This window comes from Burkholderia sp. MSMB1072 (assembly GCF_001524725.1).
GTDB lineage: Bacteria > Pseudomonadota > Gammaproteobacteria > Burkholderiales > Burkholderiaceae > Burkholderia.
The window spans coordinates 1-11,949 of the sequence record NZ_LOYC01000030.1 but is presented as its reverse complement, the minus strand read 5'-3'; the positions used below and the strand labels follow the sequence as shown (position 1 = coordinate 11,949).

General features: G+C 69.0%; 9 protein-coding genes. 6 read left to right on the top strand and 3 right to left on the bottom strand.

From position 1 onward, the window contains the following. The first annotated feature begins 2 nt into the window (after window positions 1-2). The 4 genes from astD (at window position 3) to WS89_RS13315 (ending at window position 5,021) form a co-directional block, all read left to right on the top strand. Window positions 3-1,466 (top strand): succinylglutamate-semialdehyde dehydrogenase, encoded by a 1,464-nt coding sequence (astD, locus tag WS89_RS13330; RefSeq protein ID WP_059501818.1) that lies wholly within the window; start codon window positions 3-5, stop codon window positions 1,464-1,466. Between the two features lie 14 nt (window positions 1,467-1,480). Then, window positions 1,481-2,821 carry an N-succinylarginine dihydrolase gene (astB, locus tag WS89_RS13325; protein WP_059791427.1) on the top strand — a complete coding sequence of 447 codons (1,341 nt, stop codon included), beginning with the start codon at window positions 1,481-1,483 and terminating at the stop codon, window positions 2,819-2,821. Between the two features lie 7 nt (window positions 2,822-2,828). Next, window positions 2,829-3,872 carry a succinylglutamate desuccinylase gene (gene astE / locus WS89_RS13320; RefSeq protein WP_179949866.1) on the top strand — a complete coding sequence of 348 codons (1,044 nt, stop codon included), beginning with the start codon at window positions 2,829-2,831 and terminating at the stop codon, window positions 3,870-3,872. A 354-nt stretch (window positions 3,873-4,226) separates the two neighbouring features. After that, window positions 4,227-5,021, top strand: a complete 795-nt coding sequence (locus tag WS89_RS13315) for an ABC transporter substrate-binding protein (protein WP_059791424.1) — start codon at window positions 4,227-4,229, stop codon at window positions 5,019-5,021. A gap of 87 nt (window positions 5,022-5,108) precedes the next feature. Here WS89_RS13315 and WS89_RS13310 read toward each other — a convergent pair whose 3' ends face one another. Beyond that, a complete protein-coding gene (locus WS89_RS13310) occupies window positions 5,109-6,638 on the bottom strand; it encodes an HDOD domain-containing protein (RefSeq protein ID WP_059791422.1) in 1,530 nt (509 codons plus the stop codon). Window positions 6,639-6,665: 27 nt separating this feature from the next. Beyond that, window positions 6,666-8,408, bottom strand: a complete 1,743-nt coding sequence (cdpA, locus tag WS89_RS13305; protein WP_218921298.1) for a cyclic di-GMP phosphodiesterase CdpA — start codon at window positions 8,406-8,408, stop codon at window positions 6,666-6,668. A gap of 278 nt (window positions 8,409-8,686) precedes the next feature. Here cdpA and WS89_RS13300 point away from each other — a divergent pair, with 278 nt between their 5' ends. Then, the gene (locus tag WS89_RS13300) at window positions 8,687-9,235 is read left to right on the top strand and encodes a peroxiredoxin (protein WP_059791418.1); all 549 of its coding nucleotides are present in this window, start codon (window positions 8,687-8,689) and stop codon (window positions 9,233-9,235) included. 85 nt (window positions 9,236-9,320) lie between these two features. Here the strand turns inward: WS89_RS13300 and WS89_RS13295 are convergent, their stop codons facing one another. Further along, window positions 9,321-9,950 carry an SDR family oxidoreductase gene (locus WS89_RS13295; protein ID WP_034206834.1) on the bottom strand — a complete coding sequence of 210 codons (630 nt, stop codon included), beginning with the start codon at window positions 9,948-9,950 and terminating at the stop codon, window positions 9,321-9,323. A gap of 307 nt (window positions 9,951-10,257) precedes the next feature. Between WS89_RS13295 and WS89_RS13290 the strand changes: the two genes are divergently transcribed. Next, window positions 10,258-11,739 carry an NYN domain-containing protein gene (locus WS89_RS13290; RefSeq protein WP_059791416.1) on the top strand — a complete coding sequence of 494 codons (1,482 nt, stop codon included), beginning with the start codon at window positions 10,258-10,260 and terminating at the stop codon, window positions 11,737-11,739. The last annotated feature ends 210 nt before the right edge of the window (window positions 11,740-11,949 follow it).

The window sequence follows — 11,949 nt, the reverse complement described above, 5'->3', positions numbered from 1 at the left end:
TCATGACGGAACTCTTCATCGACGGCGCCTGGGTCGCAGGCTCGGGCCCCGTCTTCGCTTCGCGCAACCCCGGTACCGACGAGATCGCATGGCAGGGCGCAAGCGCGTCGGCCGCCGACGTCGACCGTGCGGTCGCGAGCGCGCGCCGCGCGTTCGCCGGCTGGTCGGCGCTCGACTTCGAAGCACGCTGCGAGATCGTCAAGCGCTTCGCCGCCTTGCTTGCCGAACGCAAGGAAGCGATCGCGACCGCGATCGGCCGCGAAACGGGCAAGCCGCTGTGGGAAGCACGCACCGAAGTCGCGGCGATGGCCGCGAAGGTCGGCATCTCGATCCAGGCCTACCAGGAACGCACCGGCGAGAAGCGCCAGGACATGGCCGACGGCGTCGCGGTGCTGCGCCACCGGCCGCACGGCGTCGTCGCGGTGTTCGGCCCGTACAACTTCCCCGGCCACTTGCCGAACGGTCATATCGTGCCGGCGCTGATCGCCGGCAACACGGTCGTGTTCAAGCCGTCCGAACTCGCGCCAGGCGTTGCGCGCGCAACGGTCGAAGTATGGAAGGAAGCCGGGCTGCCCGCCGGCGTGCTGAACCTCGTGCAGGGCGAGAAGGACACCGGCATCGCGCTCGCGAACCATCGGCAGATCGACGGGCTGTTCTTCACCGGCAGCTCGGATACCGGCACGCTGCTGCACAAGCAGTTCGGCGGCCGTCCGGAAATCGTGCTCGCGCTCGAGATGGGCGGCAACAACCCGCTCGTGATCGGCGAAGTCGAGGACATCGACGCGGCCGTGCATCATACGATCCAGTCGGCGTTCCTGTCGGCCGGCCAGCGCTGCACGTGCGCGCGCCGCATCTTCGTGCCGCAGGGCGCGTTCGGCGACCGCTTCCTCGCGCGCTTTGCCGACGTCACGTCGAAGATCACCGCCGACGTGTTCGACGCCGATCCGCAGCCGTTCATGGGCGCGGTGATCTCGGCGCGTGCGGCCGCGAAGCTGGTCGACGCGCAGTCGCGCCTGATCGAGCAGGGCGCGAAGCCGATCGTCGCGATGACGCAGCGCGATCCGCGCCTCGGCTTCGTGAACGCGGCGATCGTCGACGTGACGGGCGTCGCGAACCTGCCCGACGAAGAACACTTCGGCCCGCTCGCGCAGATCGTCCGCTATGCGACGTTCGACGACGCGATCGAGCGTGCGAACGACACGGCATTCGGCTTATCCGCGGGCCTCTTGGCCGACGACGCGAAGGTGTGGGAGCACTTCCGCCGCACGATCCGCGCCGGGATCGTCAACTGGAACCGGCCGACCAACGGTGCGTCGTCCGCCGCGCCGTTCGGCGGCACGGGCCGCTCGGGCAACCATCGCCCGAGCGCGTACTACGCGGCCGACTATTGCGCGTATCCGATGGCGTCGGTGGAAAGCACGCAACTGACTTTGCCCGCGAGCCTGTCGCCGGGCCTGCATTTCTGATCGAGGGAACGACGATGAACGCACAAGAAGCCAATTTCGACGGGCTCGTCGGCCCGACCCACAACTACGCCGGGCTGTCGTTCGGCAACGTGGCGTCGCTGAACAACGAGAAGTCGGCCGCGAACCCGAAGGCCGCCGCGAAGCAAGGGCTGCGCAAGATGAAGCAGCTCGCGGATCTCGGCTTCGCGCAAGGCGTGCTGCCGCCGCAGGAGCGGCCGTCGCTGCGCCTGCTGCGCGAGCTCGGCTTCTCGGGCAAGGACGCCGACGTGATCGCGAAGGCCGCGAAACAGGCGCCCGAGCTGCTCGCCGCGGCGAGTTCGGCGTCGGCGATGTGGACCGCGAACGCGGCCACCGTCAGCCCGTCGGCGGATACGAGCGACGGCCGCGTGCACTTCACGCCGGCGAACCTGTGCAGCAAGCTGCACCGAGCGATCGAACACGAAGCGACGCGCCGCACGCTGTCGACGCTGTTCGCGGACCCCGCGCACTTCGCGGTGCATGAAGCGCTGACGGGCACGCCGGCGCTCGGCGACGAAGGCGCGGCGAACCACACGCGCTTCTGCGCCGAATACGGCAAGCCGGGTATCGAGTTCTTCGTGTACGGCCGTGCCGAATACCGCCGCGGCCCCGAGCCGAAGCGCTTCCCGGCACGCCAGACCTTCGAGGCGAGCCGCGCGGTCGCGCATCGTCACGGGCTCGCCGAGGAAGCGACGGTCTACGCGCAGCAGGATCCGGACGTGATCGATGCGGGCGTGTTCCACAACGACGTGATCTCGGTCGGCAACCGCGATACGCTGTTCACGCACGAGCGCGCGTTCGTCAACAAGCAGGCGATCTACGACACGTTGACCGCCGCGCTCGACGCACGCGGTGCGCGCCTGAACGTAATCGAAGTGCCGGACGCGGCCGTGAGCGTCAACGACGCGGTGACGTCGTATCTGTTCAACAGCCAGTTGCTGTCGCGCGCGGATGGGGCGCAGGTGCTCGTCGTGCCGCAGGAATGCCGCGAGAACGCGAGGGTCGCCGCCTATCTCGACCAGCTCGCGGCCGGCAACGGCCCGATTCGCGACGTGCTCGTGTTCGACCTGCGCGAAAGCATGAAGAACGGCGGCGGCCCCGCGTGCCTGCGCCTGCGCGTCGTGCTGACCGAGGCGGAGCGCGCAGCCGTCACGTCGAACGTGTGGATCAACGATACGCTGTTCGCGTCGCTCGACGCGTGGATCGACAAGCACTATCGCGATCGCCTCGCACCGGAAGACCTCGCGGATCCGGCGCTGCTCGACGAGTCGCGCACGGCGCTCGACGAGCTCACGCAGATCCTGCGCGTCGGCTCGCTGTATGACTTCCAGCGCTGAGGCACGGATGCCGGCCGTCGCGCTGCTAGACGATTTTCTCGCGTTCACGCTGGCCGGTGATGCGCCGGCCGTCAAGGACGGCGCCTGCGCGGGCGGCGCGGTGCGCTGGCAATGGCTCGGCGACGGGCTGCTCGCGTTCGAGCCGGCAGCGGCCGACGCCGCGGCGCGCGCGAGCGTGCTCGTGTCGGCCGGCGTGCACGGCGACGAGACCGCGCCGATCGAGTTGCTGTCGATGCTGGTGCGCGATCTGGCGTCGGGCGCGCTGCCGCTCGCGTGCCGGCTGCTCGTCGTGCTCGGCAACGTGCCGGCGATGCGCGCGGGCGAACGCTATTTCGACGACGACCTGAACCGGCTGTTCAGCGGTCGTCACGCACAGGCGCCCGCGAGCCGCGAAGCGCCGCGCGCCGCGCAACTCGAAGCGGCGGCGTCCGCATTCTTCGCGGCGGCGCCGGCGGCCGGCGCACGCTGGCACATCGACATGCACACGGCGATTCGCGCCTCGGTGTTCGAGCAATTCGCGCTGCTGCCGTACACGGGCACGCCGCCCACGCGCACAATGGTCGAATGGCTCGGCGACGCCCGCATCGCGGCCGTGCTGCTACATACGGCGAAAGGCAATACGTATTCGCATTTCACGGCCGAGCATTGCGGCGCGCTTGCGTGCACGCTGGAACTCGGCAAGGTGCGGCCGTTCGGCCAGAACGACCTGACGCGCTTCGCGCCGGCCGATCGCGCGGTGCGCAAGCTCGTGTCGGGGGGGCCGACGGATGGCGATGCCGGGGGCGGCCATCCGTCGCTGCCGCGCGTTTTCACTGTGATCGATCAGATCACGAAGCAGAGCGACGCGCTCAAGCTGTTCGTCGCGGCCGACGTCGCGAATTTCACCGCGTTCCCGCGCGGCACCGTGCTCGCGCAGGACGGCGACTATCGCTATACGGTGCAGCACGACGAGGAACGCATCGTGTTCCCGAACCCGACCGTGAAGCCGGGGTTGCGCGCGGGCCTGCTCGTCGTCGATACGACGCGCGACACGCTGGCCGCGCTCGTCTGATCGATGCGCCATCGGGCGGACCGCGGCGCTCGCGGCCCGCGCATCGTTCTGCGGTCCATTCATTTTTTGCGACGACGCCCGTACGCCGCGCACACGGTGAGCGGGCCGCGCTTGCATATTTGCGACACCGTCTTGCAAGTTCGACAGGTCGCGTGGCGGCCGCCGCGCACGCAGCGCAGCATCGCGTATCGGTGGCCGCTTTGCCATATGGGGCCGCGCGGATTGGTACAATCGCGGCCTTGCGGCTGTTGCGCCGCATCACGACGCGGCGTCGGCATTGCCGGTGTCATCCGACCCTGCGATGATGCATGCGCCCGTCGTTCCGGAACATTCGAGTATCGAGGAGAACACCTGATGAAGTTGGATTGGCGTAAAGTGGCCGCGCATGCGGTGGTGGCGGCATCGGCCGTGGCGGCAGGCAGCGCGTTTGCCGCGGATCTGAAGGAGCTCCGGTTCGGCGTCGAGGCCTCGTACGCACCGTTCGAATACAAGACGCCCGACGGCAAGCTGACCGGCTTCGACATCGATATCGGCAACGCGGTGTGCGCGAAGCTGAAGACGAAGTGCGTGTGGGTCGAGAACGACTTCGACGGCCTGATCCCGGCGCTGCAGGCGCGCAAGTTCGACGCGATCAATTCGGACATGACGATCACCGACCAGCGCAAGCACGCGATCGCGTTCACCGACCCGATCTACACGATTCCGAACCAGCTGATCGCGAAGCAGGGCAGCGGCCTGCTGCCGACCCCGCAATCGCTGAAGGGCAAGCGCGTCGGCGTGCTGCAGGGCACGATCCAGGAAGCGTACGCGAAGAAGAAGTGGGCGCCGGCCGGCGTTGAAGTCGTGCCGTACCAGACGCAGGATCTGGCGTATGCCGACCTGAAGTCGGGCCGTCTCGATGCGACCTTCCAGGATTCGGAAGCCGGCTCGAAGGGCTTCCTGACGAAGCCGCAAGGCCAGGGCTTCGCGTTCGCGGGCGGCACGGTCAGCGACACCGAGATTCTCGGCTCGGGCGTCGGCTTCGGCCTGCGCAAGAACGACGCGGCGCTGAAGACCGCGCTCGATCAGGCGCTGAAGGAATTGAAGGCCGACGGCACGATCGACAACCTCGCGAAGAAGTACTTCAGCGTACCCGTCACGCTCAAGTAAGCGTTTCGTTCGATCGCACGATGGTAAAAAACCGGCCGCCGATGCGGCCGGTTTGCTTTGGTGGAGCGCAAACGGCGGGGCCGAGCGTCAGCCGGGCGGCGCGGGAAAGAACCGCCCGAGCTCGCGCGCGAGTTCGTTGAGCACGGCCATCTCCTGCTGCGAGATCTTGCGCGCGGGCTGCCCGCCGGCCCAGTCGCCGTACAGCAGCGCGACGCTCGTTGCGCCGACGCGCACGGGCAGCAGCACGAACGCGCGCGTGTCGTCGAACACGTCGAGATACCACGCGGGCAGGCGCTTCATCATCTTCGGCTCCCGCGCCTGCTCGATGAAGATCCCGACCGAGTTCGAGATCGCGAGATGAAACACGTCCGGCTCGAAGCGCTCGTCGAAGCGCAGCCGGTCGAGCGCCGTATCGACGCCGGGGCCGAAGCCCAGACGCGCGGCGAACGTGCCGTCGTCGTGACGCACGAACATCACGGTGCGCGTGAAGGCGAGGCCGGCCAGCAGGCTTTCCGACGCGAGCGCGAGCACCGGCGTCAGCACGTGCTCGGACGGCAGCGCGCGCAGGTCCGCGAGGCCGGCTTCGAGGCATGCCTCGGGCTCGGCCTGCGCGCGCGCGATCGCATCGGCGTTCGCGCGCAGCTCGACGATCTCGCGCATCACGGTGTCGCTCGCTTCCTCGCGCGCGAGGCGCTCGGCGATCTCGACGAGCGCTGCGGGTTCCATGCCGAGTGCCGGGCTGCAGTGCTGCGCGAGCGCCGCGACGCGCGCGTCGCGCTGCGGGCCGGCCGGCAGCGCGAGCGCACTTGCGACGTCGGTCGAGCAGCGGCTCACCGCGCGCAGCCAGTGGATACGGTCGGCCGGGCCGCGATCGGCCGGGCCGTCGTCGGCGGCGACCGCCGGGCAGCAGCCGCCCACGCCGTCATCGTCGAATGCGTCGGCACAGGTCGCGTGGCCGTCGTCGTTGGCCATCCCCGCGCGGATCACGTCGGGCAGCCGCCACCGCGCGGCCGCCTCGAGGCCGATCTCGTCGAAGCCGACGCCGAGCACGTCGGCGCAGGCGGCCGATTCGTCGCCGTTCAGCTCGGCCGCGCGGCGGCGGATGCGGTCCCATTCGCTGTCGAGATAGCAGACCACCAGCAGCTTGCCGACCTGGCGCATCAGCGTGCAGACGACGGCTTCCTCGCCCGCGCGCAGTTCGACGCGCTCGGTGAGCTTGCGCGCGACGCAGCCGGACAGCAGCGCGCGGTTCAGCTCCAGCTTCGCGTCGATGCGCCGCGGCGTGCTCTGATGGAAATGGTCGACGAGCTTGAGCCCGACGACGAGATGGCCGACGGCGTCCATGCCGAGCACCATCAGCGCGCGGGTCACGGTGGTGATGTTGCCGCCGAACGCCATGTACATCGCGGAGTTCGCGAGGCGCAGCACTTTCTGCGTGAGCGCGAAGTCCGACAGCACGACGCGCACGAGCGCGGTGAAGTCGAGGTCGTCGTTCTTCATCGCGGCCATCGTCGCGCGCAGCGATTCCGACAGCAGCGGGAAATCGCCCCGCTCGTTCATCCGGGCCCACAGCTTGTCGAGCAGCGCGGTGCGGGGCAGGTGTTCGGTGATTGACATACGGATCTGTTCGGTTCGCCGCGCGCGTCAGGCGGCGGCGTGCAGGTGCAGCTGCTGCGCCTCGAAGCGCCGCGCGAGCTCCTCGGACGGCAGCGCCTGGCAGACGAGCCAGCCCTGGATGTGATTGCAGCCCATCTCCGTCAGCAGCTCGCGCTGCGCCTCGGTCTCGACGCCTTCGGCGACGAGCTCGAGATCCAGTGTTTGCGCAAGGCCGACCACCGCCGACACGATCGCGCGGTCGTTGCGCGACGTCAGCAGGTTCTCGACGAAACTGCGGTCGATCTTCAGCTTCGCGAGCGGGAAGCGCTGCAGATAGGCGAGGCTCGAATAGCCGGTGCCGAAATCGTCGATCGCGAAGCGGATGCCGAGGCTGGTCAGCTCCTCGAGCAGCATTTTCGCGTGCGCGGGATCGTGCATCAGCAGGCTCTCGGTGATTTCGAGCACGATACGGCGCGGGTCGATGCCGGTCAGCGCGATCGCCTCGCGCACGCTTTGCGTGAAGCGCGGGTCGCGGAACTGCTGCGGCGACACGTTGACCGCCACGTATTGCAGCGCGAGCCCCTGGCCGTCCCACGCGACGAGCTGCATGCACGCGGCCTTGAGCACCCAGTTGCCGAGGTAGTTGATCAGGCCGATCGATTCGGCGAGCGGGATGAAGGTGGCCGGCGGCACGAGGCCGTGCACCGGATGGCGCCAGCGGATCAGCGCCTCGACGCCGACCACCGCGCCCGACTGGCTGCGCGTGATCGGCTGGAAATGCAGCGAAAACTCGCCGTTGCGCACGCCGTCGTACAGGTCGGCTTCGAGCTTGAGCCGTTCGGCGTCGGCCGGGTCGTCGACGGGTGCATGGAACGCGAGCGCGTTGCCGCCCGATGCCTTCGCCTGCGCGAGCGCGTGGTCGGCGCGGCGCAGCAGCGGGCTGTGGTGCTGCGCCCGATGCGGCGCGGCACGTTCGTCGGGGTAGAGCGCGATGCCGATGCTCGCGGACAGGTGCACGGTTTGCCCCTGGTACACGTAGGGCTCGCGCACCGCGGCCTGCAGCCGGCGCGCGAGCGCATCGGCGGTCTGGCTCGCCTGCGTGCGGTCCGGTGCGCTCAGCACGACCGCGAACTTGTCGCTCGCGACGCGCGCGAGCCGCTCGTTCGGCGTGACGAGCGCCTGCAGCCGCTGCGCGGTCTCGCGCAACAGCATGTCGCCCGCGTCGTAGCCGAGCGCGCGGTTGATCCGCTGGTAGTCGTCGAGGTCGAGCAGCAGCAGCGCCGCGCAGGTGCCGTCCTCGTCGGCGGTCTGTTGCGCGCGCATCAGCGCCGGCACGAGCGCGGACAGGTTGTCGAGCCCCGTCATCGGATCGTGGTGCATTTCGTACGTCAGGCGGGCCTCGAGCGCGCGCCACGACGACACGTCGAAGGCCGCGATCGCGAAGCCGTCGACGCCGTGGTGGCGGCTCTTGAACGCGCGAACCTCGACGTCCAGCGGGTAGGTGAGCGACTTGACGATGCACATCGTCGCCTTCTCGACCTGGCCGGAACGTGCGGCGCGGGCGAGCAGCCCTTCGAGCGCCGGGGTATCCTGTTCGGCGATCAGGTCGCGCAGCGTCAGCGTATGCAGGTAGTCGCGGTGGTAGCCGATGAAGCGCAGGCTGGCGTCGGACACATACAGAAAGCGCAGTTCGCGGTCCACATGGGCGAGGAAATCCACCGTGCCGACCGTCTGTTCCAGCCAGTTGCGCACGGAATCGTCGCGCCGCGGCGCGACGGCGCGCGCGGGCATCAGCGCGCCGCCCGACCGGGCGAAGCGGCGCAGCGTATGCAAGGCGCTGCGCCAGGAGCCCTTGCGTGACGTCTGTTTCCTGTTGGCTTCCATGTTTCTCGCTGACGTGAAGGGCTGGAACCGGTTGTCCGGAAGGAATAACGGCAGACTGTGCGGAATCTTTAACGGGCCGGCCGCGGGCGGCGCTGCCGCGGATCCGGATCATCGACACGAGTGTTCGGCAGGCGAACGCTCACGTGGCCTACATCGGGCTGACTTTATAAGAAATGAGGACGCAGATGAAGCGAAAACTGTTGCTGGGCGCCGTGGCGGCGCTGGTGGCCGGCCATGCGCTGCTGGCGCAGGCGGAACTGAAGCCGGGCGCGGCGGCGCCCGATTTCACGACGCAGGCGTCGCTGGGCGGCAAGACTTACACGTACTCGCTCGCGGACGCACTGAAGCAGGGGCCGGTCGTGCTGTATTTCTATCCGGCGGCGTTCACGAAGGGCTGCACGATCGAGGCGCATGCGTTCGCGGACGCGGTCGACCGTTACAAGGCTTACGGCGCGACGGTGATCGGCGTATCGGCCGACAACATCGACACGCTGACGAAGTTCTCGGTGAGCGAGTGCCGGAGCAAGTTCCCGGTGGCGGCCGATCCGGATGCGAAGATCATCCGCGAATACGACGCGAAGCTGCCGGCGCTCGACCGCGCGAACCGCGTGTCCTATGTGATTTCGCCGGAAGGGAAGATTCTCTACGAATACACGAGCCTGTCGCCCGACAAGCACGTCGAGAACACGCTCGCCGCCGTGAAGGCGTGGGCCGACGCGCATCCGAAGCAGTAAGCGGCTGCCCCGCGCGTGAAAACGGCCCGTCGTGCGGGCCGCGAGCACGGGCATGCGCCGCCTGCCGGCGGCGCGCAACGGGCCGTTACGCGCGCAAGGCCTGTTCGATCGGCACGCTGCCGCCGACGAAGCCGACGACCTTGCGCGAGATGCCGAGCTTGATCGCCTCGATCGCGGCCCATGCCACGTCCTGGCGCGAGACGGGCGGCGCGGGCTCGAGCCACGTGTCGGTCAGCGCGATCTTGCCGACGCCCGGGTCGTCCGTGAGCGGGCCCGGGCGCAGGATCACGTAATCGACGCCCGACGCGATTACGCGATCGTCGCCTTCGCGCTTCATCTGCGAATAGTGGTGCAGCGCGTCCGGCCCCTGCTCGGGCCGGTATGCGGACAGCGAGCTGACCACCACGAGCTTCTGCGCGTTGTAGGCGAGTGCGTACTCGGCCGCGCGGGCGACCGCGTCGCGGTCGACCTGTTCCTCTTCGGTCGCGCCCTCCGATTCGGCCGAGCCTGCCGCGTAGATCACGTGCGTGATGCCCTGGAACGCGTGCGAGAAATCGTTCGTCAGATCGGCCTCGACGACCCGCGCGCCCGGCAGCGCATAGCCGTGCCGGCGCACGAGCGCCGTGAGCTCGAACTCCGGCTGCTCGAGCAGCAGATCCGCGCAGGCCCGGCCCGTCCGGCCGGTCGCGCCAATCAGCAGTACCTTCGTCGTCATGAAACCGCTCCTTGCTCGATGCGTCATCCACCCAGATAGGGACGGACGACCGATAACTCAAGTGTAATGTCGAATCGGCCCGATGGCGGGCGCGTAATAAGGGGCATACCGGCGCGGGCATACCGGCGCGGGCATACCGGCGCGGGCGTACCGGCGCGGGCGTACCGGCGCGGGCGTACCGGCCCGGGTGGCGGCGTTCATTCGTTCACACGGATGCGGGAATGACGCGCCGACCGGCTATCATGTGCGCGATGCATTTTTCGCCGCTACGTGTGAATAACGCGTCGGCCCACCGGTTGGAGTACACATGGCATTACCCCTGGACAACGTGAGCATGGCCGTATTCTGCGACTTCGAGAACGTCGCGCTCGGCGTGCGCGACGCGAAGTACGAGAAATTCGACATCAAGCCCGTGCTGGAGCGGCTGCTGCTGAAAGGCAGCATCGTCGTGAAGAAAGCCTATTGCGACTGGGATCGCTACAAGGGTTTCAAGGCGTCGATGCACGAAGCCAGCTTCGAGCTGATCGAGATTCCGCACGTGCGCCAGTCGGGCAAGAATTCGGCCGACATCCGGCTCGTCGTGGACGCGCTCGATCTCTGCTACACGAAGTCGCACGTCGATACGTTCGTGATCATCAGCGGCGATTCGGATTTTTCGCCGCTCGTGTCGAAGCTGCGCGAGAACGCGAAGAAGGTGATCGGCGTCGGCGTGAAGAAATCGACGTCGGATCTGCTGGTCGCGAACTGCGACGAATTCATCTTCTACGACGATCTGGTGCGCGAGCAGCAGCGTGCGCTCGCGAAGCGCGAACAGCAGCAGCGCGCGAGCAACGGCGGCGCGAAGCGACCCGACGAGCCGTCGCGCAAGCACGACATGGACGCGCGCAAGGCCGAGGCGATCGCGCTGGCGGTCGAGACGTTCGACGCGCTCGCGTCGGAGCGCGACGACGTCGGCAAGATCTGGGCGTCGGTGCTCAAGAGCGCGATCAAGCGCCGCAAGCCGGACTTCAACGAGTCGTACTACGGATTCCGCGCGTTCGGCAACCTGCTCGACGAGGCGCAGGCGCGCGGCCTGCTCGAAGTGGGGCGCGACGACAAATCGGGTGCGTTCGTGTCGCGGGCTCGCCAGTCGGCTGCAGCCGAGCCCGTCGCGGCAGGCGGTGAGGGCGGCGCGGCGTACCACGGCGCCCAGCGCGGCACGCGCGCGGCGGAGCCGGCGCCGGCCGGTCGCGGAGCGCGCCGGCGCGAGGAGCGGGCGGAAGCGGTCGTTCACGAAAGCGTGCAGGTCGACACGGAAGACGCGGCGCTTGCCGAGGTCGCCGACGCGGCGCCGGCCGAAACGCGCGACACGTCCGACGTGGCCGACGCTCAGGGTGACGCGAAGGATGGCCGCAAGCGTGCGCGCAAGAGCGCGGCAAAGAAGACCGGCGCGAAGAAGGGCGCGGCCGCGAAGGGCGCCGGTCGCCACGCGGCCGGCAAGCCGGACGCCGCCACGCAGGGCGACGCGACGCAGGGTGGCGATGCGCACGCGCACGGCCAGCATGCGGACGAACCGCATCGCGACGCGGCGCATGACGAGGGGCACGCGGCGGCGGCGCCCGCCGAGCCGGCGTCTCGCGCCTCCGGCGCCAGGGACGAGGCCGCGCAACCGTCGCACGACGTGGCGCCGGCCGAAGCACCGCCCGAAGGGACTGCCGAAGCACCGGCCGCCGCCAAGCCGAAGAAGCCGGCCCGCAAGGCGGCGCCGCGTGCGCGTCGGCCGCGCAAGACGACGGCTGCCGCCGAGTAGTGGGTAGCGGCGGGGTAACGGCGGCAGGCGGCAGTCGCGCGATCGGCCGGGTTTCGTCCGCAACCGGGCGACATCCGCGCCGCGCTGTCCGGGCCGCGCCGTCCGGGCCGGCGCCACGCCGGCCTGCCGCGCTAGTCAGTATGACTCCCGCGGGGCAAAGGCTGGCCTGCCGTGAGGAATCAAGCGCGGGTTAGCATTGCTGCCAGAGCC

What these genes read in the sequence shown, in the direction of transcription:
- astD (WP_059501818.1), top strand. Translation starts at nt 3, where the DNA reads ATGACGGAACTCTTCATCGACGGCGCCTGGGTCGCAGGCTCGGGCCCC.
- astB (WP_059791427.1), top strand. Translation starts at nt 1,481, where the DNA reads ATGAACGCACAAGAAGCCAATTTCGACGGGCTCGTCGGCCCGACCCAC.
- astE (WP_179949866.1), top strand. Translation starts at nt 2,829, where the DNA reads ATGCCGGCCGTCGCGCTGCTAGACGATTTTCTCGCGTTCACGCTGGCC.
- WS89_RS13315 (WP_059791424.1), top strand. Translation starts at nt 4,227, where the DNA reads ATGAAGTTGGATTGGCGTAAAGTGGCCGCGCATGCGGTGGTGGCGGCA.
- WS89_RS13310 (WP_059791422.1), bottom strand. Translation starts at nt 6,638, where the DNA reads ATGTCAATCACCGAACACCTGCCCCGCACCGCGCTGCTCGACAAGCTG.
- cdpA (WP_218921298.1), bottom strand. Translation starts at nt 8,408, where the DNA reads ATGCCCGCGCGCGCCGTCGCGCCGCGGCGCGACGATTCCGTGCGCAAC.
- WS89_RS13300 (WP_059791418.1), top strand. Translation starts at nt 8,687, where the DNA reads ATGAAGCGAAAACTGTTGCTGGGCGCCGTGGCGGCGCTGGTGGCCGGC.
- WS89_RS13295 (WP_034206834.1), bottom strand. Translation starts at nt 9,950, where the DNA reads ATGACGACGAAGGTACTGCTGATTGGCGCGACCGGCCGGACGGGCCGG.
- WS89_RS13290 (WP_059791416.1), top strand. Translation starts at nt 10,258, where the DNA reads ATGGCATTACCCCTGGACAACGTGAGCATGGCCGTATTCTGCGACTTC.